The organism is Geomonas silvestris (assembly GCF_014193515.1).
Classification (GTDB): domain Bacteria; phylum Desulfobacterota; class Desulfuromonadia; order Geobacterales; family Geobacteraceae; genus Geomonas; species Geomonas silvestris.
In genome coordinates this window covers 109,601-132,287 of record NZ_BLXX01000001.1, presented here as the reverse complement: position 1 = coordinate 132,287, position 22,687 = coordinate 109,601, and the positions used below count along the sequence as shown (strand labels likewise).

Genomic DNA, 22,687 nt, shown 5'->3' with positions numbered 1-22,687 from the left:
CACTGCTGCCGTGGATGCAAGGCAGGTGCCATACGGGGGAGGGGCGCTGCCGCAGGGGCCGCGATCCGGAACGTATCCGGTGTCGAGATTGTTTACACCATTTTCGTAGCGGCAGCAAAAAAAAAGCGGCACCGAAGTGCCGCCAGATTGTTTCTTTTTATCAGGTAACCCTGCTAGGCGTTTCTGCGGCGTTTGCCGTAGATCGCCAAGCCGAGGAAGCCGACACCCAGCAGCATCATGGTGCCCGGCTCGGGTACCGGGGTCACTGAAAGAGACGCAGTGGTCAGCGAGGTGACCCCACCGCCCTGATTGATCATCAGGAACTCGGTAAGCGAAAACGGATCGCTGAGCCCAGGGATCACGGTGCTGACCTCGCTGGTGGCAAAGCTCGGGATGTCCATATCCGCGATCTGGTTTGCCGGCGCCATGTCGAAGAGGGCGGTCCCGTAGAAGGTCTCCAGGTCGACGTTGGTTCCCAGTTGGTAAGTAAGGCCGGTCCTGGCGCTGGCTCCCAAGCTAGCGGGCAGGTTGTAGGGGGTGTCGGAGACCTGGATCCAGAGGGTGCCACCGGCACCTGCAGCAGTAGTTGTCTCGATGCTCGTCATGAAGAGCGACGCGAGGCTCGAGGTGTTGGTGGTTAACGCGGAGATGTTGATGAAACTGAACGGTCCCGCGGATGATGTGAGTGAGATGCTACCGGTCCCGCCGTCGGAAACCGTGGTGAACGTGGCTCCCAGGTCTGTCGAGTATCTCACCGATAGTGCGTTTGCGGTGGTCGTCATGCCGACCAGCAGCATTGCCCCTGCCAATAGTGCCGCCAACTGTTTCATGTCCGCCTCCTATGTATTGAGTAACTGGTGCCTCTCGAGCTGTGTTTGTCTTATAAAAGCAAATCATGTGCCATTTCTAAAAAAGACGTAATTGTAGAGGGTTCCGTATTTTTGCCCAGTGGCGCGCCGCGCCGGCTGTAAAGGAGTCCGACAGGAGAACCGTGAGGGGGCAACGCACTCCCCAGAGTGGCCTAAGGTGCTATCTGTCCGGTATAAGGAAGTTTTTTAGCTCTCCTGCAGTTCGGGCCCCGCGGGTACCCCCCCCCGGGAGATCCCCCTGCCGGGGCGGTACCCGGCTGTAAAGAAATCCTACAGCCGATAGCTCCGTTGCCGGGGCTGGCGCGGGCGGCAGCGCCGGCAGAGCAGAGTTCTTGCATGCCGAGACTGGCTAATTAAAATACGTGCACCATTGTTCTGTATTCATTATCAACTCGGGAGAGTTCGGGGGAAAACCGCAGGGTGGCGCGTCCCGGCAAGTCAATTCCCGCACTTGGCGGGTTTATTGGGTAGGCTCAATATATCAGGGAGATAAATCATCAGCTTGACGCAGACTCGATGCGAATTTTCTTGAAAAGTATTTACGTATCTGTTAAGAATTCCGACAGCCTTCTCTCATTTTCTAACCTTAACCCAGTTGAATGTACGTTGAACTGCTTTGGGGGTATACATAATGAAGAAATTATTATGTCTGGTTCTGGCCGCCTGGTTAGCCTGTGCGGGTTGCGGCAGCAAGTCAAAAGAATCCCTCTATGAAGAGGGGGTGAAGCAACTCAAAGCGTCCAATCCTGCGTCTGCGGTGGTGTACTTCAAAAACGCCCTCGAGAAAGACAGTAACTACAGCGATGCCCGTTACCAGTTGGCCAAGGCCTATGCGGAACTGGGCAAATACGAGCAGGCCGAAAAAGAGTTCACCAAGGTTTTGAAGCAGGAACCCTCCCGGGACGAGTGTCTTCTCGATCTGGCCAAGATCTACAACGCCACCGACAAGGGAACCCAGGGATTCGCCCTGGGCGAGCAGTACCTGGCCAAACACCCGGGTGCCGTGGAAGGGCTCGAGGTGCTCGGTATCTCCTGCGCCGCCCAAAAGAAGTACGGCGAGTCGCTCAACTACCTGAACCAGGCGCTCAAGGCGCAACCGACCCGCAGTTCCACCAAGATGGAGCTTGCGGCCGTCCTCTCGGCGACCGGCCAGGTAGACCAGGCGCGCGGCTACCTAAACGAGGTCGTGCAAAACGAGGCGAAGCCCCTAAAGGCTCTCTACATGCTGGCGGCCCTCGAGAAGACCGCGGGCAAGACCGACCAGGCGGTAACCCTCTACACCAAGATCCTGCAGCTCGACCCCAACCAGACCCAGGCCCAGTACAAGGTAGGCCTCATCCTCATCGAGAAGGGGGAACTCGCCAAGGCGGCCGCCCGTGCCGAGGAGATGATCAAGTCCCATCCCAAGAAGGGGGAAGGCTACCGGCTCAAAGGGTTGGTCAGCTACTTCTCGCGCAACTACGGCGAGGCGATCACCGCGCTGCAGCAGTCCGTCAAGCTGGCACCGACCCTGGATGCCTACCAGTACCTGGGGCTTAGCTACTACAACAAGGGGGAACTGGAGACCGCGTTGAGCCAGTTCCGGATCATCCTGGACCGGGTCCCCACTTCGCGTGCCGCCCGGCTCATGGTGGCCCAGACCCTGCTCACCCAAAAGCGCACCGACGACGCCATTGCCGAGATCAAGAAGGCCCTGGCGGTCGACGACAACGACGCCGGGGCCCACAACCTGCTGGCCAGCGCCTACCTGGCCCAGGGGCTCTTCGACGACGGCATGCGCGAATTGAACCGCGCCACCCAGATCGACCCCAAGCTGGTCTCGGCCCACTTGAAGAAAGGGGCGCTCTACTTGAGCAAAGGGAGAAGCGCGGAAGGGGAGTCCGAGCTCGCCGCCGCGGTGCAGGTCGCTCCCAACGTCCTGAACAGCCGGCTGTTGCTGGCCTCCTACTACCAGCGCCAGGGAAACAGCGCCAAGGCCGTCGCCACCCTGAACGCGGGACTCAAAGGTGGCAAGGACGACGCGCCGCTGTTAAACGCCCTGGCCGCGCTCCAGTTCGCCTCCGGCAAGAAAAACGAAGGGGTGCAGTCACTGGAAAAGGCCAAGCGGCTCGATCCCGCCTTTGTCGGTTCCTACCAGAACCTCGCCGGTTTCTACGCCGCCTCCGGTGACTACCCGAAGGCGATAGCCGAGTTCTCGGCCCAGCTCAAGCAGACCCCGGGCAACGTCCGCGCCCTCTTCGGCCTCGCTGCCTTAAGCGAATTGAGCGGCAAGGACGCCGACGCCCTCGGGTTCTACCAGCAGGCGGCTCAGACCAAGGCGCCGGAGGCTCAACTCGCCCTGGCGAGCTACCTGCAGAAAAAAGGGAAGCCCGACCAGGCACTGGAGGGGATCGAACAGGCGCTCAAGCTGGACCCGCGCTCCCTGGCGCTCTGGGAGGCCAAGGGGCGGCTTTTGTTGGCCCAGAAGGAGTACCGCAAGGCGCTCAAGGCCTTCGACGAGGTGGAGGCGCTGAACGAGGCCCAGGGGATCGGGCTCAAGATCGCCGCCTACCTCGCCATGCACGAGGGCCCCAAGGCGATCGAACAGGCTGGCCGGCTGGTCTCCCGGCGTCCCTCCTCCCCCGACGGCTATTTGGTGCTCGCCTCGGTCTACCAGCGCCTGAAGGATCTCCCGATGGCGATCGGCGAGGCGAACAAGGCGATCAAGGCGGACCCGCAGCATGTCGAGGCGCGCCTGGCCCTGGGTGGGCTGTACCTCGAGCAGAAGGACATGGCGAAGGCCCAGGCCGTGTACCAGGAAGCGCTCAAGCTGCACCCCGATTCGGCGCCGGTGCAGTTCGCCCTCGGGAGCCTGTGCGACCTGACCGGCAAGAAAGAGGAGGCGCTCAGGCGCTACCGCAGCATCGTGGCCCAGCACGAGAATTTCGCCCCCGCCCTCAACAACTTGGCCTACCTCTGCGCCGACGGCTACGGCAACAAGGAGGACGCCTTGCGCTACGCGATCAGCGCCTTCAGGCTGCAGCCCGGCAACGCAGGTGTGATGGATACGGTGGGGTACGCGCTATTGCGCAACGGCAAGACCGCCGAGGCGGTCAAGGTCATGGAGCGGGCGGCTCAGCTGCTCCCCCAGGACCCCTCGGTGCAGTACCACCTGGGGCTCGCCTACCACCAGGCTGGCGACCGGGGCAAGGCTCAGCAGGCGCTGCAGAAGTCGCTGTCGCTGGGGGAGGGTCCCGACAGCAAGGCGACCCGGCAATTGCTGGCACAGCTTAAGAAGTAACTGCGGCCCTTTGCCGTAGCGAGCAAGCGTAAGAGAAGAGAACTGCCATGGAATTGCGTACTGCATTGATGCTCGTTTCCGACGCCCTGCTGGCCCTGGTCGCGCTCATCTGCGCGCTGGTGCTGCGCTTTGGCTCGCTCAGCTTTCCCGAGGAGTGGGGGGCGGACGGCGGGCTCAAGCTCTTTTCCATCTTCATCGTGGTGACGCTCTTCTCCTCCTACCTCATGGAGGTGTACAGCCTCCCCAGAGCGAGCCGCAAGCGCGAGATCTTCGTCACCTGCCTGCAGTCGGGCGGCGCCGCCTTCTTCCTGCTTTCCGTGGTCTACTACCTCGACCCGGGCGTCATGCTTGGGCGCGGCATCATCTTCATCTCGCTGGGTCTTTTCATCGTCCTGCAGTTCGCCTGGCACGCGCTCCCCATTTCGGGGGTGCACCGGGCCCCCTTCGCCCAAAGGGTGCTCATCCTCGGGACCGGAGATCTCGCCTGCCAGTTGGGCGGGCTCTTGAGCGCCCACGCGAGCTCCTTCGAACTGGCCGGCTACCTCGAATGCGACGGCAACCGGCCCCAGGCGACGGTGCACCAGCCCGAGTTGTTCCAGTCCCAGGTGATCCGCAAAGAGGGTGAGCTCCTGGAGATCGCCCAGACCAACAGGGCCTCCATGATCGTGGTGGCTCTCGCCGAGCGGCGCGGGGTGCTCCCTCTGCAGGAGATGATGCGCTGCAAGCTTGCCGGCATCGAGGTGGTGGACGCCCCGACCTTCTACGAGATCGTCCAGGGCAAGCTCATGCTGGAGCAGATCACCCCGAGCTGGATCATCTTTTCCAGCGGCTTTCACCGCACCGCCCTCGTCAACATCTACAAGCGCTTCTTCGACCTGCTCCTCTCGCTTATCGGCATCCTCCTGACCCTGCCGTTTTTCCCGCTCATCGCCCTGGTCATCAAGCTCGACTCCCCCGGCCCGCTCTTCTTCACCCAGGTGAGGGTCGGCAACAACGAGATGCCCTTCCTGCTTTACAAGTTCCGCTCCATGCGCCAGGACGCCGAGACAAACGGTGCGGTCTGGGCCCAGAAAAACGACACCAGGGTGACCCGGGTGGGGCGCTTTCTGCGCAACTCGCGCATCGACGAGCTCCCCCAGCTCTGGAACGTGCTCAAGGGGGACATGAGCTTCATCGGTCCGCGTCCGGAGCGTCCCGAATTCGTCGAGAACCTCAAGCGCGATATCTACTACTACTCGAAGCGGCACACCATAAAGCCGGGGCTCACCGGCTGGGCCCAGGTGCGCTACCCGTACGGGGCCACGGTGGAAGACGCCATCGAGAAGCTGCGCTACGACCTGTACTACATAAAGAACCTCTCGTTTTTGTTGGATACCCAGATCATCTTCGAGACCGTGAAGGTCGTTTTGTTCGGTCGCGGCCGCTAGGTCGGGGCTCAAGGTAAAGGAGTGCGCGATGCGACGTGGGATGCTTTTTTGCTGCCTGTTGGTGTGGCTTGGGAGTGTGGCCTGGTGTGGGGCCGCCGACTACGTGATCGGCGAGGGGGATACCCTCGAGGTGGCGGTCTGGGGTGTTAAGGACTTAAACGTCACGGTGAAGGTGCGACCGGACGGCAAGATCACCGTCCCGGGTCTTGGGGACGTGGCAGCCAGCGGCGTCACCCCGAGTACCTTGCAGGAACAGCTGGCGGTGCGCCTCAAGGACCTGGTGAAAAACCCGATCGTCACGGTGACCGTCAAAGAGATCACCAACTCGAAGGTCTACATCTTCGGCTCCGGCGTCAAGTCGGGGGTGCTCGACCTGTCGCGGCGCACCTCGCTTTTGCAGGTGCTCTGCACCATCGGCGAATTGAAGACCGCCGACCTGCACCGCGCCTACCTCCTGCGTAACGGCAAGAAGATCAAGGAGGACTTTCACCGTCTCTTCATCTCGGGGCTGACCGAGGACGACCTCTTGCTCGAATCGGGCGACGCCCTGTTTCTCCCGCTATTGCTGGACAAGAGCGTGTACGTCCTCGGCGCGGTGAACGCCCCCAAGGCGATCGAGTACCGCGAGGGGATGCGGGTCATGGAGGCGATCCTCGAGTCCGGCGGTTTCACCAAGTTCGCCGACCAAAACGACGTCGTGGTGCGCCGCAAGAAGGGAAACGATGCCGTCTCGCTGGAGGTGAAGGCGAAGCGCCTTTTCAAGGACGGGGACTTAAGCCAGAACATCGAGCTGCAGGCGGGAGACTACATCTTGGTGAAGGAAAGCTTCTTCTAGGTTTTGCAACGCATCTTTAACCAGAGGTATGTTATGCAGTCACCGTCGTCCGATCATGAATACCGCAGGTACCTGCAACTGATAGTCAGGCACAAGGAAGCTTTCGTTGTACTGGCGCTGGTCATCACGACCGCTTTTTTTGCCGTGAGCTTTTTGCTGCCGCGCAAGTACGAGTCCACCAGTACCGTGTTCATAGAGAAGAACGTGATCTCGGAACTGGTCAAGGGGATCACTGTCACCCCATCCATGGAGGACACGATCAACGTCCTCACCTATGCCATCACCAGCCGGACCCTGCTTACCAAGGTGGTGGACAGTATGGACCTCAACATCTCCGGCAAGAGCGACCTCGATCAGGAAACCCTGATAAAGGAGCTGCAGAAAAACACCAAGGTGAAGGTGAAGGACAAAAACCTCTTCACCATCTCGTTCACCCATAAAAACCCGCGGGTCGCCCGGGACTTCGTGAACACCCTGGTGCGTCTCTACATCGAGCAGAGCGTCTCCTCCAAGCGCGGCGAGTCCTACGACGCCACCAAATTCCTCACCGAGCAGATCGACACCTTCAACCAGAAACTCAAGAAAGCCGAGGACGAGGTCAACACCTACAAGCGCGACAAGGGCGGCATCATCGCCATCGACGAAGGGAAGCTCTTCGAGGAGATCAACATCGCGCAGCAGAAACTCTACGACCTCGAGCTCAGGCGCCGCCAGCTCGAAGGGATGCGTCAGGTGACCCAGAAGAGCAACGACCCGCTGCTGGCCCGGCTGAACACGCTGGAGAAACGCCGCGACGAGCTTTTGATGCAGTACACCGATAACTACCCCGACGTCCTCAAGGTCAAAAACGACATCGAGGTCGTGAAACAGCAGCTCTCCGACCGCAAGGGGGGCCAGAGCCATCCGCTCGAGCCCCAGGAACTCGCCAAGATCGAGTCGGAGATCGGCGCCATCAAGGTAACCGAGGCGGGGCTTAAGCGCTATATCAGCACCAACAAGACGCTTCTGCAAAGTATCCCCACCGCGAAGGCGGGTCTCGACAAGCTCGAGCTCGAGAAGAAGAACCAGAAGAACATCTACGACCAGCTCTTCGCGCGTCAGGGCCAATCGGAGGTGTCCAAGCAGATGGAGGTCCAAGACAAATCCACCACCTTCCGGGTTGTGGACCCGGCGGTCTTGCCGCTCAAGCCCTCGAGCCCCAACCGCCTGCGCATCATGCTCATGGGGCTTTTAGGTGGCGTTATGGGCAGTTTCGGCATCCTGGTGCTCCTCGACTATGCGGACGGCTCGGTAAAGGATCTTGGCTTTGTGAAGGAACTCGGCCCGCAGGTGCTCGCCGTCATTCCGCGGCTGCAGGACAAGGATCTGATTGCCCGCAAGCGTCGCCGTTCCCTGCGCATCTTCACTGTTGCAGCCGTATACCTGCTGTTCTTGATGGTTTTTCCGGCTATGGAGCTTTTAGAGGTGCGCTACATGGATCGCCTGCTCGACCGACTGCAGCCCACCGATATCGCCCAGGGCCTGCGGGGACTGTTGCGCTGATACTACCGGGGAGGGTACCTATGAGCAGGATAGAGATGGCCATGGAAAAGGCGGCGCAGCTCAGGCAAACGGGGGGAGAGGCCGCCCCCACGCCTGCCGAAGCGCTGCAGCCGGAGAGACCGTTTAGCGCCGCGACAGAAGACCGCCATGAACTGCGTGCACCGGTATCCCCGCAGTACGGCAAGCTGGAACCCGACAACCCTTTCCTGGTAAACCTGTACGACCCCCACTCCCCGGCCGCGGAGGAGTACCGCAAGCTGAAAAGCGTCCTGGTCAAGATGACCACCGGGGAGACCTTCCGCAATGCCCTCATGGTGACGAGCGCGCTTCCCAACGAAGGGAAGAGCCTTACCGCCGTGAACCTGGCACTGAGCCTCGCCCAGGAACTGGACCACACCGTGCTCTTGGTGGATGCCGACTTGCGCCGCCCGTCGGTGCACCACTACCTTAATGTAGAGCAGGGGGTAGGGTTCAGCGAGGTGCTAAGCGGCGAGGTCGGACTGGGCGAGGCGATTATTCCCACTGGCATGGGGAAACTCTCCATCATCCGGTCCGGGCGCACCATCGACAACCCCTCGGAACTCTTCACCGCCCAGCGGACCCGGGCGATCATCCAGGAACTGAAGACACGCTACCCGGACCGCTACATCATCTTCGATACGCCGCCGGTGCTTCCTTTCGCCGAGTCGCGCTCCCTTGCCCACCTCGTGGACGGAGTGCTCTTCGTGATCATGGAGCGCTTGGCCTCGCAGGTAAACATCCGAGAGGCCCTGGACTCGCTCAAGGGGTGTCCGGTGCTGGGCACCATTTACAACGCAGCGGCCGTGGACCGCGCTGACGGCCGTTATTCCTACTACCGTGACTACTCGCGCGGCAAGCAGGCGGTGGCCCCTTGAGGCCGTCGCCGGTTGCAGAATCCGCCGTGCGCCAGCGGGGCGCGGCACAGCAGTAACGTCTATCGGAGTACTCAATGTACGAGGCATATTTCAACCTGCGCAAGAAGCCGTTCGAGCTGGTGCCGGACCCGGATTTCATCTACCTGAGCCGGGCCCACAAGAAGGCGCTCACCTATCTCGATTACGGCATCCGCGAGCGGGCCGGGTTCATCCTGCTTACCGGCGACGTCGGGTCGGGGAAGACCACCCTCATCCGCAACCTGCTCGCCAAGCGTTACGAGCGGGTTACCGTTTCCAAGATCTTCAACACCCGGGTCACTTCGGAGCAACTCCTGGCGATGATCAACGACGATTTTGGCCTCGACGTCGCCGGGAAGGATAAGATCACCCTGATTCGCGAACTCAACGACTTTCTGTTGGAGCAGCACGCACTGGGCAAGCATCCGATCCTCATCATCGACGAGGCACAGAACCTGGCCGCCGACCTTTTGGAAGAGGTGCGCATGCTCTCCAATCTCGAGAGCTCGCACAGCAAGCTGCTGCAGATCGTCCTGGTCGGCCAGCCCGAACTGCGCGAGACCCTGGCTGCGCCCGAACTCATGCAACTGCGCCAGCGCATCAGCATCAACTGCCACCTAAAGGGGCTGTCGCGCCAGGAGATGGCCGACTACATCGTGCACCGGCTCAAGGTCGCAGGGAACGCGGAGGCCCTCGCCTTCTCAAGCGGTGCGCTGGACGTGGTCTACCAGTACAGCCGCGGTATTCCGAGACTCGTGAATATCATCTGCGATTTCCTCATGCTTTCCGCCTTTGCCGAGGAGGTTGCAGCCGTGTCCCCGGAGATGGCCCACGATGTGGTGGGGGACCTCGATTTCGAGCACCACTTTTGGGGGGGGGCGCAGACGCCGGCTCAGGTAGAGGTCGCCGCGGGCGCCTTAGAGCAGACGGTCGGGCTTGATCCAGCCACCGCGCAGCAGTTGCTGGCGACCCTGGGGCAGTTGTCGGACGGCATGGCCGCCCTGCGCGAGGAGTTCGGCGCGCGCCTGGAACGCAACGAGCAGGCCTTTACGAAGCTCGATCTCACGGTGACGAGCCTGGGGCTCGGACTGCAGCGGCTTGAGAAACGAACCACGCCACCTGCTGCCGAGCCGGGGCTCATGCGCCGGCTTTTCGGCCCCGCGGCGGGGGGGGAGAAGTAGCCATGGCGCCAATCCATCCCGCGGTGCGTTTTTTGTTTAGCCTCGGCCTGTTGGCTGCTGCGACCCCCTGCACCTGGGCCGCAGACTTCCAGTTCGCCCCGGCGCTCACAGTGTCGGAGGAGTACAACGACAACGTCCTTGGCACCGAAGGGGCCAAGCTCACCGACTACATCACCAGGGTCCAGCCGGGGCTGGGACTGGTCTACCAGGGGCCGAAGTTCAAGGGAGACCTCCGCTATAGCTTCGACTACCGCACCTATGCGCGCGCGACCCGCAAGGACGAGACCTACCACTACCTGAACCTGCACGGTTCGGCAGACCTGAAGGAGTTTCTCTACCTCGACATCTCCGACTCGCTGAGCCGGGTCTCGCTCGATTCCAGGCGCCCGGATGTGATTACCGAGAGCTCCTTTCTGAATCAGGTCACCCAGAACGTGGCTTCCGGGTCGCCCTACCTCGTCTGGCATCCCGTGGACAAGGGGGTGCTGCGCACGGGGTACCGCTTCACCGACACGAGCTACTGGGGGGGCGGCACCGTCGAAAAACGCTCACACCTGCTCTTTACCGACCTGACGCACCAGACAAGCGAACGCCTGGGGCTCAACGCAGGCTACACCTATGCGCGGGTCCGCACGAGCCTTGGCGGCTATCAGCAGCACGATGTCACTGCGGGGGCGAGGTACGAGTACGCCGCCAAGTCCTTTCTTTTCGGCGGCCTGGGTAACAGCTGGCAGGAGCTTAACGGGGGGGACGAGGTAAGTAGCCTCACCTGGAATGCCGGCCTCACCCACACCTTCGGACAGGCGGTGGCCACCGTGGAGACCCGGGTCTCCTTCATCGAGGACCCGCAGAGCATTTCGACCAAGGAGACGGGGTACTACGCCTCGCTGAGCCGGACACTGGAGCACGGCGCCCTCGCGCTGGGCGCCTCCTACAGCGAAGACCGCGAGATGCGGACCGGGGTGCTGCGCAAGAAGGGCGCCCTTAACGCCTCCGGGAGCTACGAGGTGTCGCCGCACCTGATGGCGAACCTGGCGCTCACTGCCGACCGTGTCAACCGGGTAAGCCTCGACGACCTCCCCTACCATCTGAACGCGAACGCGGGATTGAGTTATGCCTTTAACTACGGCCTCACCCTTGCGCTCGGCTATTCCTACGTCGAGTACCGCAAATCCATCGACGACGTCAGCGGGGCCAGGCAGACCAACCGGGTTTCTCTGGAGCTTAGGCAGGTGCTACCCAAGTAATCGAGGAGGCCCGACGTGGACCTGGACCGGGGAGACCAACCTCTCATCTCCTTCATCATCCTGAGCTGGAACTCGTCGCACTACCTGGCGCGCTGCCTGGAATCGATCGCCTCACGCTGTGGCGAAGAGGAGATCCCTTTCGAGACCATCGTAATCGATAACGGCTCGAGCGACGGCTCCGTCGAGCTGCTGAGCGGCTTCGCGAAGCGCTCCCCGGATCGCTTCCGCGTGATCCCCCTTTCCTTCAACAGTGGCACCACGTATTCCCGGAATCTGGGACTGCGCCAGGCGAGGGGGGGGTATCTCTGCATCCTCGATTCCGATACCGAGCTCGGAGAGGGGAGTCTGCGCGGCGCACTGGACGAACTCGGGAACCGGCCGGGGGTAGGGGTGCTGGCCCCGCGTCTCGTGCTCCCCGATGGGAGCGTGCAGCACTCGGTGAAGCGCTTTCCGACCCTCATGCACAAACTCGCCAAGCTGCCCCGGATACTCTTCGGCGCGCCCAGCAAAAACCGTGACTTCTACCCCGATTTCCCGTTCTGCGCCACCCGCGAGGTGGACTCGGCGATCTCCGCCTGCTGGTTGTTTCGGCGCGCGCTGCTCGATCGGGTGGGTTACCTGGACGAGAAGATCTTCTACGCACCGGAGGACCTCGACTTCTGCCTACGGGTGTGGCGGGCCGGGCTGAGCATCCTGTACTGGCCTGCGCTCACCGTGCTGCACCACACCCAGCAGATCACCCACAGAAGTCCCTTTTCCCGGACTTCGCTAAGCCACCTGGCCGGCCTTTGGTACTACTACCGAAAGCACGGCGGCTGGCTGTTTCCGCCACAGGCAAGGAGCTGAACCGGCATGCTCAGAAAAGCCCTCGCCACCGTCAACTGGCTTCCCCATTACCTCGCTCGGGAGGCGCGCCGCTCCCTGTCGGGGGATAAGAGCGTCCGGCCTCGGGAGGTCTATTTCTGTATCTGCGACCATTTCGAGCCGTACTGGAACAACGCCGACCGGACCACGGCGCGCAAGAGGATCGCGCGTTGGCTCGATTGCTACCCTCGCATCGCCGACCGGTACCGGGACTGCGCGGGAAACGTCCTTAAGTACAGCTTTTTTTATCCGGAGGAGGAGTACCAGGCGGAGGACCTCGACGCGCTCGCCGGTCTCTGTCATGCCGGTTACGGCGAGGTTGAGATCCATCTGCATCACGACAACGATTCCGCCGAGAACTTGCGCCGTACCCTGCTCGACTACAAGAAACGCTTGCACGAGCGGCACGGGTTGCTCTCCATCGATAAGAACAGCGGCGATATCGTCTACGGCTTTATCCACGGCAACTGGGCGCTGTGCAACTCTCGCCCCGATGGCCGCTGGTGCGGTGTGAACGAAGAGATCCGCATCCTGCTGGAAACCGGTTGCTACGCCGACTTCACCATGCCCTCGGCACCCTGCACGACCCAGACCCGCAAGGTGAACAGTCTCTACTATGCGCTGGACCGCCCGGGGCGCCCAAGGTCTCACGACTCGGGGATCGACCTCGCTGTGGGGCGCAGCGGTCAGGGGCTTTTGATGGTGCAGGGACCGCTCTGCTTCAACTGGCAGCAGCGCAAATTCGGGGTGCTTCCCCGCCTGGAAAACAGCGGGTTGCTCCCAAACCTCCCGCCGAGCCGGGATCGGGTGCGTCGCTGGGTGGAAACCGGTGTCAGTGTCGCCCACGCGCCGGAACGCGTGTTCGTGAAGCTCTACACCCATGGCACCCAGGAGCAGGTGATGCGCATGCTGTTCGATGCGGGAGGGCTTGCCTGCCTTTTGGAGGAAGCCGCAGGTTTCGGAGCGGAGCTGGGGGCGGAGATCTATTTCGTCAGCGCGAGGGAAATGGTGGAGCGGATTGTAGAGACAGCGAGGCAAAGGGGCGATGCCGGGTCGGAAGGGCAATGAGCGAGCACATCTTCAAACAGACCTTCAAAAACATAAGTTACAACGCCTTGGGGAAGGTTCTGTCGTTCGCTTTCCAGTCCTTTGCAAGCGTGGTACTGAGCCGCGAACTGGTGGCGGCGGATTATGGCGTTGCGGGCTTCGCCATGATCTGGGTCACCTTCATGAAATCCTTTTCCGGGTTCGGTATCAACAAGGCCGCCATACGGTCGCAGCTCTTCAGCGAGGTAGCTGCGGACACCGCATTTACGCTCCGTCAGATCGTCGGCATTATTGCCTTTGCCGTCACCATCGCAGGTGCAGAGGCGGCCAGGCTGTTCTTTCCGCATCCCGCCATCGCCACGGTGATCCGGGTGCTTGCCTGGGCGATCCTCATCGACAACTTCAGCCTGGTTTCCACTATTTATCTCGAGCGCGAACTGCGCTACGGGGCGCTCTCCACCGCCGAGACGGCCTTGACCGTTGCCAGTTCCCTGACAGCCGTCTGTCTGGTCTACAACGGGTTTACCTACTGGAGTATCGTCTACGCCTACCTGGCGGCGAACCTTACCTTCGTTGTCGTGGCCTTCTGCTTTCGTCCCTATCGGCCACGATTTCGCCTGGACGCCGGCATCGCCCGGGAGTACCTGAAGTACGGGTCGACCGTATTTCTCACCGGGCTGCTGACGTTTGTTCTTTACAACTTCGACAATTTCGTGATCGGGGCAGTTGCTGGTGCCGAGCGTTTGGGTTTTTACTCCATCGCGTTCAACTGGGGAGCGATGGTCTGCTCCGTCATGGGCGCGGTGGTCTTCGGGGTCTTGTTCCCCACGTTTGCGCGCCTGCAACACGATCCGGCCCAGATGAAAACGGCCTATCTGAAGATCCTGCAGTTGGCGGCGTTCGTAAGTGTCCTCTGTAACATCGGGCTTTTGTGCGTCGGGGAGAACTTCCTGGTGACCGTGCTCGGCAAGGGGGCGGACAAGTGGCTCCCGTCGCTGGTCGCCTTGCGCATCCTCTGTCTCTACGGCGTGGTGCGCTCTCTCATCGAACCGGCTGCTTCGTATCTCATGGCTTTGAACCGGGCGGAGGCGGCCTTGAAGGCCACTATGCTCGTTGCCGCTGTGGAACTGAGCCTGGTGTACCCCGCCGTCCGTTTCTGGGGCATCGAGGCGGTCGCCACTGTGGTGCTATTCTCCTTTAGCTGTCAGTTGCTGGTGCTGCTGCCGGCCCTGCGCCGGGCAAGCGGTATCCTGCTGCACGAACTGTGGCGTGCGGTGCGGCCGGCTGTCTTCGCCGGTACGGCGATGGCTGGCCTCTACTTCTCGGTGGCGCGGTACCTGCCCCATGGCCCGTTCACCCTGGCTGTCAGCATCGTGCTGCTCACCGCTGCCTATCTCGTCGCCTACGGCGCCCTGACCGGCTGGCAGGACTATGCGCGCCTGCTCTGCCAGGTGCAACGCCCGGAGGCGTGATGTTGGCGTTTTTGGTGTACGGTTACCTGCTCATCTATTACCTGCGCCCGGCCGAGTGGGTACCGGGACTCCTGGGCGCCCCCCTGCAGCTTGCCGCCGGCATCCTTGCCCTCGGCTATCTCGGCCTGGGAGCCTGCACGGGACGCTTCCCCCACCTCAAAGGGGGGGAGAGCGAAAAAATGATGTGGGGGCTGTTGCTGGCTATCTGGATGTCGCACCTCAGCCATTTTTACTTTGGGGGGATGCTCAATTCCTTTAGCACCTTCCTGCCCACCATTACCGGTTTCTTGCTCATCGTCTGCTACACGGACAGCCGGACGCGGTTCAACAGGATGATGACCTTCCTGGTCTTGCTGACCGCGTTTCTCGCCTATCAGGGGTGGCTGCAGGAAACCACCGGCGTGGCGGCGGGGGGGCTCGGGCCCATCGTCGAAAGGCACGCCGGACCCGACGGCGAACCGGTAGTGGTGAGCCGGGTGCGCTGGTACGGGGTGTTCAACGATCCCAACGACCTGGGGCTTTCCCTTGTTGCGGTGCTCCCTTACCTGTTCGATCTTCTGCTCAAGCGGCGGTTCCTGCTTCCGTTGCTCACGCTGCCGGTAATCTGCGCCTCCATTTACTTCACCAACTCCAGGGGGACTGTACTGGCGGGGATCGTCGGGCTTGGCAGCTATTTCATCTTCCGTTATCGAAGCCTCAAGGGGGCCGCGATCGGTGCAGGACTTGCCGTGGCCATCTTCCTGGTGGGGCCGAGCCGCATGGGGTCTATTTCGGCCTCGGAGGAGTCGGCCTATGGGAGAATCGACGCCTGGTACCAGGCGTATCTCATGTTCATGAGTAACCCGGTGTTCGGTGTGGGGCAGGGGATGTTTACCGACTACCACCCTCTGACCGCCCACAACTCCTTCGTGCTGGTCATGGCGGAATTGGGATTTTTCGGGCTGTTCTTCTTTATCGGGGTGTTCTACTTCCCCTACGCCTGGCTGCTGGCCAACGTGATGCGCCGGGATACGGCCGTAGCCGACTCGGACCTGGGACAGGTAAGCGCCGTCTTTGCCTGCCTGACCGGGATGTTGGTAGCCATGTTCTTCATAAGCCGCTCCTACGTCTTGGTCCCCTACGTCCTGGTTGCCTTGAACATCGCCCTCATTCGAATTCTTGCCCGGGAGCGGGAGGGGGAGGGGGGGAGAGCTTTTCCGCCGGAAGCGTACCGGCACGGTCTTGCCAGTATTTTCAAGATCACCGTAGGGCATATCGTACTCATCTACCTGGTCGTGAAGGTTCTTCTTTGATCGCAGGGGGCATAATGAACAAAGCGTTAGTGAGGCTCGCAAGGTCGCTGCCACAGGCCGCCAAGAGGTACCTCAAGACACAGTACGACCCTTACAAGTACTTCGCCTCGGTGTGGTGGGAAAAGTACGATAAAGTGCTGTCCGGAGCGCGGGTTGTCCCTCTCAGGACCGGGCGGAAGGCCTGCATCGTCATAGATCCGATGCTGCGGCACTGCTATTTCGAGGCTGCCTGTCGCGAACTCGGCGTCCCCTACGACCTGCTTGACGTGGGTTCCCCGGGGTGGATCGCCCAACTGGAGGCCAACCATTACGAGGTCGTGTTCCTGCGCCCTTTCGTGCTCGCGAGCTACGGCAAGAAGTTCTTCGACGAAGTGGCCTTTTTCCTGACCAGGATCAAGCAGCTGAACATGTTCCCGCCTATCAACGACATCTGGTTTTACGAGAGCAAGATCCGGTGCTCCTACGTCTTGGAGAACTTCAAGATCCCCCACCCAAAGACGTACGTGTTCAACGACCGGGAAAAGGCGGCGAGGTTCCTGCAGGAGACCCGGTTTCCCCTTCTTTTCAAGACCGACATCGGCTCGGACGCCTCGGGCGTGATGATCCTCAAGGACCTGAGCCAGGGGAGAAAGGTGCTCTGCTCCTGTTTTAAGAGCGGGTTCACCAACTATTTTTTCGACACCAACGACAAGCAACTGGGCTACGTCCTATTTCAGGAGTACCTGCCGGGGGTGCGTGAGATCCGGGTGATCAGGATCGGTGACAGCTTCTTCGCCTACGAAAAAGGAAGGAAAGGGGATTTCCACAGCGGCTCCAAAGTCGCACTTTTCCTCAATCCCGATCACGAGATCCTCGATTTCGTCAAAGGGGTCACCGATCTCATCGAGACCCGGTGCATGTCGGTCGACGTTTTTGTGACCCCAGGCGGTCAGTTCCTGGTCAACGAACTGCAGACCTTCTACGGGGCCAACGAGCCGGGGTGTTACTACTTCGAAGACGGCAAGCCGGTTGCTCTCGGACCGGGTGAGACTCACGAAATGCGCGTGAATGGGGTGAATGGCAGGTACTTCCATGGCGAAGATGGCTGGTCGTTCCAGGAAGGTGATTTTGCCCGGAATGCTGGGTGCAATTTACGGGTCATGCTGGCTTACCAGGCCCTTGGGGTGCGGTTGGCCGATTTCACGGCGTAACCCATGACATGTACCGTGAGGTGACTATGTTGAATCGTTTGTACCAGCAAGCCTACGAAAAACTGTACTTCCCCGTATTTGAGGACGTGATCAAAAGGCGGGAGACCTGCGCCTTTTACCGCCGCTCCCTGGAAAGCCAGTGGTTTCCGCAACCGGTCCTGGAGGCCCAGCGCAAAGAGCAACTGGCGGTGCTGCTGGGCCACGCCTACAGGTACTGTCCCTATTACCGGGACCTGTTGGAAGACGCAGGTTTCTCGCCGCAGCGGGGCCTGGACGACACGCAGTTCAGCAGGCTGCCGCTGCTTACCAAGGCGGTCATTCGGGAAAATTTCCCCCGCCTGGTCTCCTCGGCCCATCGCGGAACGCTCTGGGCCAAGGCTACCGGAGGCTCCACCGGGGACCCGCTGCAGTTTGGCATCACCAAGCTGAGCTACAGCTGGCGCATGGCGATGTCCAAGAGAGGTTACAGTTGGGCCGGTGCCAGGCCGGGCACCAAACAGGCATACATATGGGGATTGCCCCTGGACCCGGTGCCGCCCTTCAAGAAGCTCAAGGAGTACATGCAGCGTCACCTGGACCGGCAGCTGTACTTCAACTGCTTCGATTTCTCCGAGGAGCAGATGCACAGCTGTCTTCAGCAACTGAACAGCTACAAGCCGTCGGTGGTAATCGGCTACACGAACCCTCTCTACCATCTCGCTCTCTACATCGAGCAGACCGGCAAGGTGGCCTTCTCTCCAAAGGGGGTTATCTCGGCTGCCGAGCCGCTGCAGTCCTTTCAGCGGGAAACCCTGGAGCGGGTTTTCGGATGCAAGGTCTTCAACACCTACGGGGCCCGCGAGTTCATGCTCATCGGGGCGGAGTGCGAACGGCACGAGGGGCTCCACCTCAGCGCGGAAAACCTCTACGTGGAAGTCCTCAAAGAAGACGGCACCCCTGCAGCGGACGGCGAAATGGGCAGGGTGGTTGTGACGGACCTCCACAACTTCGGGATGCCCTTCATCCGCTACGAAATCGGCGATCTCGTGGTCGCCTGCGGCCATTCCTGCAGTTGCGGCAGAGGGCTCCCCTTGGTCTCCCATGTGGTGGGAAGGTCGCTCGACATGATCAGGCTGCCGAATAACAAGCTGGTCCCCGGAGAGTTTTTCCCGCACATGTTCAAGGATTACCCCGAGGTATCCCGTTTCCAGGTCGTTCAGGAGAGGCTGGATCATATAGTAGTCAAGATCGTACCGCTAAGTGAGCTTTCCCAGGTTCGGCTCCAGGCACTCGAGAAGCAGATTCGCCTGGCGGTAGGGGGCTCTATGCGTCTCGACTTCTCCTTTTGCGACAGCATTCCCCTGAACGCGACCGGCAAGCACCGGGTCACCATCTCGCGGATACACGGCGGTGCCCATGATTAACGTTCTGCACGTCGTGCTGGGGCTCGAGGTAGGCGGGTTGGAGAAATTCGTCCTCGGGTTGCTCGACAATTACACAGGCAACATCAACCCCTACGTGGTCTGCCTGGAAAGAAAAGGTGCCCTGGGGGCAGCTCTCGACCCTGCTCGTGTCTTCGAGGTCGGCAAGGGGCCGGGATTCAGCCTGTCGGCGGTTCGCACGCTCAAGCGCCTGGTGACTGAGCTTGGGATCGATATCGTGCATACCCATAACCCGGCGCCTCATCTTCATGGCGCCTTGGCCGCGTACCTAGGGGGCGCCCGCGTGGTGCATACCAAGCACGGGCGCAACTACCCGCGCGATTACAAGAAAATCTGGTGTAACAGGGTGGCCTCGTTTTTTAGCGACGCCATCGTAGCCGTGTCGGACAATGCCAGGGATGTCTGCCTGCACGTGGAGCGGATCGCACCGGCCAAGGTATCGGTGATCCTGAACGGCGTCGATTCCGGTCTCTTTGCGCCGGGAGCCCGCCGCGATCCTGCTTTGGTGCCGAAGATCGGCATCGTGGCGCGTCTGTCCCCCGAGAAAGACCACGCCACGTTGCTTGCCGCCTGCGCTATCCTGGCGCGCCGGCAGTTCCCCTTCACCTTGGAGGTGATCGGGGATGGCCCCTTGCGCGGGGCGCTGGAGGTGCAGTCCGCAACTCTCGGCCTGGACTCGCGGGTTAACTTCCGCGGCATGCAGGACGATGTGGCGGGACTTCTGCGGGATCTCGACCTCTTCGTCCTCAGTTCGGTAACCGAGGGGATTTCACTCACCCTCCTGGAAGCGATGGCGACCGAGTTGCCGGTCGTCGCCACAGAGGTAGGAGGCAACCCGGAGGTGGTACTCGATGGCGGCACCGGTTTCCTGGTCCCGGCGGGCAATCCCGAGTTCATGGCCGAGCGCCTGGCCCAGCTCATCGGCGACCCCGCCCTGCGCAAGGAGATGGGGGAGCGCGGCAGGAAACGGGTCCTTGAACACTTCGATGTGCGTGCCACCTGTTACAGGTACGAGCGGCTCTACTCCGGCCTACTGACAAGGGAGGTAGCCACTTGAGAAGGCGCATCCTTTTTATTTCCAACCTCTACCCGAACCCGTACCGGCGCGGCATGGCGGAGTTTAACCGCCAGCAGGTCCTCGCGCTCAGCTCACACTACGATATCGCCGTAGTTTCTCCCGTTCCCTGGACCACGACCATCGCTGCCATAGCGCCGCCTCCGGTTGCCCCCCTCGCGGCCGTCGGCACCGGCGTCGAGGTGCACCACCCGACCTACTACTATCTTCCCGGCATGCTGCGGAAACTGCAGGGGGAGGCTTTTTTGTACTCTATCTTGCCGACCGTGCGGCGGCTCGCGGGGCAGCGTCCGTTTGATCTGGTCTACGCCTCCTGGCTCTTTCCCGATGCCTGGGCCGCGAGCAGAATCGCCCAGCGCCTGAGGGTCCCGTTGTTCGTGAAGGTGCACGGCTCGGACGTGAACCGACTGGCCCCCTCGTGCCCCGTCACCTCGCGCTCCCTCGAGGCCGCCAGGCGGGCTCAAAAAGTACTCTGTGTGAGCCGGGCCCTGCAGGAGCGACTCGCAACGCTCGGCATCGACCCCGCCAAGATGGAAACCGTCTACAACGGAGTGGACAGTAGCCTGTTTTTCCCGGTGCCCTCTCAAACGGCGCGCCTTGCGCTGGGGATCGAAGGTGCTCGCCCTCTCATTTTATATGTAGGCAATCTGAAGGTAGAAAAGGGGATAATGGATCTACTCGAGGCATATAGGAATATTTTAACCACAACAAACATTGTCGATACGCCGCAACTTGCTATTATTGGTTCCGGCCCCTGTGAAGACAAAGTTAAAAAATTCAGTTTGCCTGGTGCCAAGGTTCTCTTCTTAGGCACACAGCAACTGGAGAGCATCGCGCTGTGGATGAATGCGGCATCGGTACTGTGCCTGCCAAGCTATAACGAGGGCGTACCGAACGTGGTCCTGGAGGCCCAGGCCTGCCGCACCCCTGTTGTCGCGACGCGAGTCGGCGGAATTCCGGAAATCTTCAGGGATGACGGGAGCATGATCCTGGTGGATCCTGGCAGGGTTGACCAACTGACCCAGGCTCTTCTGAAGATGATCCAGGCTGCCTCGGAACGAAAGGCCGGTCCTGTTCCGGTCGGCTCCTGGCAGGACAACGCAGAGAAGCTGGTCTGCCTGTTTGAACAGGCTCTCTCGCACCAAGGAGGCCGGTCATGCTGATCGAGGACTTGAAGGCCAAGGCACGCTGGTTGTACGGCAGTGACAGCGGCCCGTACCTGTTACGTTCTTTTTTAAGCGATGCTACCCTCTCGCTGCTTTTGTACAGAGGGATGGCCTTCTTCGGGAGAAGCCCGCTTACCCGCTGGTTCGCGTTTTTGCTGCACAAGTTGAACGCGGTGCTTTGCGGGTGCGTGATCGGCATGAACGCGAAGTTTGGCAGGAGGTTGATCATCCTGCACAGCGTCGGCATCACCATCAATTCCGCGGTCGTGGGCGGCGATGATGTCACCCTGGAAAGCGGGGTGGTCATCGGTGCAGAGAAGGGACAGATCCCGCGTATCGGCAGCGGGGTTTTCTTCGGTTCCGGGGCAAAGGTGGTAGGCGGGATAACCGTCGGGGACAACGTGCTGATCGGGGCGAACGCGGTCGTTGTCAAAGCGGTCCCCAACAATGTGGTCGTGGCGGGGGTGCCCGCCAAGGTGGTCCGCGAGGTCGCGCCGGTAAACGACACGGTGGAGGATAGCTGATGGCCAAGGCCGAGCGCAGGGTACTGGTGGTATCTTACACATTCCCCCCGACCGGAGGTGCCGGGGTACAGCGGGTCGCCAAGTTCGTCAAGTACCTTGAGCGCTTCTCGTGGCAACCGGTGGTGCTGACCGCGCTGAACCCGTCGGTCCCCCTCACCGACCACAGCCTGCTGGCGGACATACCCTCTGGGGTGGCCGTCCACAAGGCGAAAACCTACGAACCTTCCTACTCGATTAAACAGGGGGGCGGGCCCTCCCGTGGCGGCATTAAGAGCCGGGTGCTGCGCTTGGTGAAAAAGGTGGCCATGGGATTATTGCTCCCCGATGCGCAGGTACTTTGGTGGCCGCACCTTACCTTGAAGGCGCGCGACCTGCTCCGGGCCCGGGCGGTCGACTGCGTATTTGTCACCTCTCCGCCGTACTCCGCACTGGTACCCGTTGTGTTTCTCGCCAAGCGCTACGGCGTGCCGGTAATCATCGACTTCCGCGACGAGTGGACCTTTTCGAGGGAACAATGGGAAAACGCGACCAAGAACACCCTGTCGCGCAGCATCGATGCCTTTTTGGAAGGGTACGTACTCAAAAACTGCACCCGGTTCACTGCGGCCACCCAAAGCTACGTAACCAGCATCCTCAGTCGCTATCCCACCCTCGATCCAGGCAAGGGACGTGCCATCACCAATGGCTACGACTCTGAAGACCTTCCCGAGGGTGAGCTCGTTTCGGAAAGCCAGCAGATAAGCTTCGTCTATACGGGGACCGTCTGGAACGCCACCTCGCTGCGCCCCTTTATGAACGCCGTCCACGCGCTGGTAGAGCAGCGGCCGGAGCTGCGGCAGCGGCTGCGGTGCCGGATCATTGGCCGCGTGGTCGACAGCGAGCTCGATGCCTTTAGTGGGCCCGCATCCGACTGTGTCACCTTTCTTGGGTACGTCGAACACAAGGAGGCGATCTCCGAGATGTTTAAGGCGGACGTGCTTCTGCTTTCCCTGAGCGACCTGCCCGGTGCCGGTCGCATCTTCCCCGGCAAGGTCTTCGAGTACCTTGCAACCGGCAAGCACGTCTTTGGTATCGTACCGCGTGGCGAGACCTGGGACCTGCTCGCCGATGAATACCGCAACAGCACCCTTGCCCTCCCTTCCGAGCCGGGGGAGGTCCTCGCTAAGCTCGTTCACGTAATAGAAAATATCGGGGAAGTCCGCTGCCGCTGTGCGCAGGATGTGTCAAAATACTCTCGTTTTCAGCTCACCGAGCAACTAGCGAGCATGTTCGACAGCTGTGTCGGGAGTTGATTCCTGGCCCTTGCCTGGAGCTCTGCAGTACCCATCGATGCCATCGCAA

The 22,687-nt window shown here is 61.1% G+C and carries 18 protein-coding genes; 17 read left to right on the top strand and 1 reads right to left on the bottom strand.

Going from position 1 to position 22,687, the window contains the following annotated elements; translation table 11 throughout:
- Positions 1 to 173: 173 nt before the first annotated feature.
- Positions 174 to 830: a PEP-CTERM sorting domain-containing protein gene (locus GMST_RS22110; RefSeq protein ID WP_246399125.1), complete on the bottom strand. Its 657-nt coding sequence runs from the start codon at positions 828 to 830 to the stop codon at positions 174 to 176.
- Positions 831 to 1,500: 670 nt separating this feature from the next.
- On the opposite strand from GMST_RS22110, the gene prsT reads away from it, so the two are divergent.
- From prsT to GMST_RS00460, 17 genes are all read left to right on the top strand, one after another.
- Positions 1,501 to 4,149, top strand: a complete 2,649-nt coding sequence (gene prsT, locus GMST_RS00540) for an XrtA/PEP-CTERM system TPR-repeat protein PrsT (RefSeq protein ID WP_183352636.1) — start codon at positions 1,501 to 1,503, stop codon at positions 4,147 to 4,149.
- Positions 4,150 to 4,196: 47 nt separating this feature from the next.
- A complete protein-coding gene (locus GMST_RS00535) occupies positions 4,197 to 5,576 on the top strand; it encodes a TIGR03013 family XrtA/PEP-CTERM system glycosyltransferase (protein WP_183352634.1) in 1,380 nt (459 codons plus the stop codon).
- Between the two features lie 28 nt (positions 5,577 to 5,604).
- Positions 5,605 to 6,411, top strand: a complete 807-nt coding sequence (locus tag GMST_RS00530; RefSeq protein WP_183352632.1) for an XrtA/PEP-CTERM system exopolysaccharide export protein — start codon at positions 5,605 to 5,607, stop codon at positions 6,409 to 6,411.
- Positions 6,412 to 6,444: 33 nt separating this feature from the next.
- A complete protein-coding gene (locus GMST_RS00525) occupies positions 6,445 to 7,953 on the top strand; it encodes an XrtA system polysaccharide chain length determinant (RefSeq protein ID WP_183352630.1) in 1,509 nt (502 codons plus the stop codon).
- A 20-nt stretch (positions 7,954 to 7,973) separates the two neighbouring features.
- A complete protein-coding gene (locus tag GMST_RS00520) occupies positions 7,974 to 8,849 on the top strand; it encodes an XrtA-associated tyrosine autokinase (protein WP_183352628.1) in 876 nt (291 codons plus the stop codon).
- A 74-nt stretch (positions 8,850 to 8,923) separates the two neighbouring features.
- Entirely contained in the window at positions 8,924 to 10,048 is a 1,125-nt protein-coding gene (locus tag GMST_RS00515; RefSeq protein WP_183352626.1) for an XrtA/PEP-CTERM system-associated ATPase, read from the top strand.
- Between the two features lie 2 nt (positions 10,049 to 10,050).
- On the top strand, positions 10,051 to 11,295 hold the full coding sequence (locus tag GMST_RS00510; protein WP_183352616.1) for a TIGR03016 family PEP-CTERM system-associated outer membrane protein: 1,245 nt from the start codon (positions 10,051 to 10,053) through the stop codon (positions 11,293 to 11,295).
- A gap of 15 nt (positions 11,296 to 11,310) precedes the next feature.
- On the top strand, positions 11,311 to 12,141 hold the full coding sequence (locus GMST_RS00505) for a glycosyltransferase family 2 protein (protein ID WP_183352614.1): 831 nt from the start codon (positions 11,311 to 11,313) through the stop codon (positions 12,139 to 12,141).
- Between the two features lie 6 nt (positions 12,142 to 12,147).
- Positions 12,148 to 13,227: a hypothetical protein gene (locus tag GMST_RS00500; RefSeq protein WP_183352612.1), complete on the top strand. Its 1,080-nt coding sequence runs from the start codon at positions 12,148 to 12,150 to the stop codon at positions 13,225 to 13,227.
- The gene (locus GMST_RS00495; RefSeq protein WP_183352610.1) at positions 13,224 to 14,678 is read left to right on the top strand and encodes a lipopolysaccharide biosynthesis protein; all 1,455 of its coding nucleotides are present in this window, start codon (positions 13,224 to 13,226) and stop codon (positions 14,676 to 14,678) included. The genes GMST_RS00500 and GMST_RS00495 overlap by 4 nt, the downstream gene beginning before the upstream one ends.
- Positions 14,678 to 15,970 carry an O-antigen ligase family protein gene (locus GMST_RS00490; RefSeq protein WP_183352609.1) on the top strand — a complete coding sequence of 431 codons (1,293 nt, stop codon included), beginning with the start codon at positions 14,678 to 14,680 and terminating at the stop codon, positions 15,968 to 15,970. The genes GMST_RS00495 and GMST_RS00490 overlap by 1 nt, the downstream gene beginning before the upstream one ends.
- 14 nt (positions 15,971 to 15,984) lie before the next feature.
- Positions 15,985 to 17,160, top strand: a complete 1,176-nt coding sequence (locus GMST_RS00485) for an ATP-grasp domain-containing protein (protein WP_183352607.1) — start codon at positions 15,985 to 15,987, stop codon at positions 17,158 to 17,160.
- Positions 17,161 to 17,186: 26 nt separating this feature from the next.
- Complete coding sequence (locus GMST_RS00480) at positions 17,187 to 18,563, top strand: phenylacetate--CoA ligase family protein (RefSeq protein ID WP_183352605.1); 1,377 nt, start codon at positions 17,187 to 17,189, stop codon at positions 18,561 to 18,563.
- Complete coding sequence (locus tag GMST_RS00475) at positions 18,556 to 19,638, top strand: glycosyltransferase (RefSeq protein ID WP_183352603.1); 1,083 nt, start codon at positions 18,556 to 18,558, stop codon at positions 19,636 to 19,638. Before GMST_RS00480 ends, GMST_RS00475 begins: the two co-directional genes overlap by 8 nt.
- Entirely contained in the window at positions 19,635 to 20,819 is a 1,185-nt protein-coding gene (locus tag GMST_RS00470) for a glycosyltransferase (RefSeq protein WP_183352601.1), read from the top strand. The genes GMST_RS00475 and GMST_RS00470 overlap by 4 nt, the downstream gene beginning before the upstream one ends.
- Complete coding sequence (locus GMST_RS00465; protein ID WP_183352599.1) at positions 20,813 to 21,346, top strand: serine O-acetyltransferase; 534 nt, start codon at positions 20,813 to 20,815, stop codon at positions 21,344 to 21,346. The genes GMST_RS00470 and GMST_RS00465 overlap by 7 nt, the downstream gene beginning before the upstream one ends.
- Positions 21,346 to 22,638 carry a glycosyltransferase gene (locus GMST_RS00460; protein WP_183352597.1) on the top strand — a complete coding sequence of 431 codons (1,293 nt, stop codon included), beginning with the start codon at positions 21,346 to 21,348 and terminating at the stop codon, positions 22,636 to 22,638. The genes GMST_RS00465 and GMST_RS00460 overlap by 1 nt, the downstream gene beginning before the upstream one ends.
- The last annotated feature ends 49 nt before the right edge of the window (positions 22,639 to 22,687 follow it).